Annotated in this window: 1 pseudogene; it reads right to left on the reverse strand. The window is 66.7% G+C overall.

Features of this window, described 5'->3' with window-relative positions:
• Positions 1-402, reverse strand: a pseudogene (locus ACOADB_RS23365) (hypothetical protein); the annotation flags it as partial.
• Positions 403-447 lie beyond the last annotated feature (45 nt).

Below are 447 nucleotides of genomic sequence, written 5' to 3' on the forward strand. Positions count from 1 at the left end.
GCCGTCCACCTCGAGCTCGCGTTCGTCGAATGCCATCAGCGATGTGGCTGCCGAATCGGCGCTGTAGGTGCCGCCCATCACCTGGAACGACAGGTCCGCCGAGGTGCCGCGGCGGCCGCGGACGACGTACTCGACGCCCTCGCGCAGGTAGGCGTGGAAGTAGATGGCGTCGGGGTTGTCCAGGCCCTGCCGGGAGAACTGGTGGGTCGGATTGATGAAGAGGGGCTGCTCGAGGTCGTAGTCGAACGCCGTCTGCATGGCCATCCGGATCCGGCCGGCAAGGTAGTCATAGCCCTCGAGCCGGTCCGCCTCCGTCCGGATGAATGGCGCGTTGGCGATCAGCTCCTCAGCCTCGGCGATCGCCTCCTGGAGCGGCCTGGTGAGGTCGAGCGACGCCGACATTCAGCTGACCTTGGCGATGATGTTCTCGGCGTAGCCCTCGAGGTG

Source organism: Nocardioides sp. CPCC 206348 (genome assembly GCF_048654705.1).
Lineage (GTDB): Bacteria > Actinomycetota > Actinomycetes > Propionibacteriales > Nocardioidaceae > Nocardioides.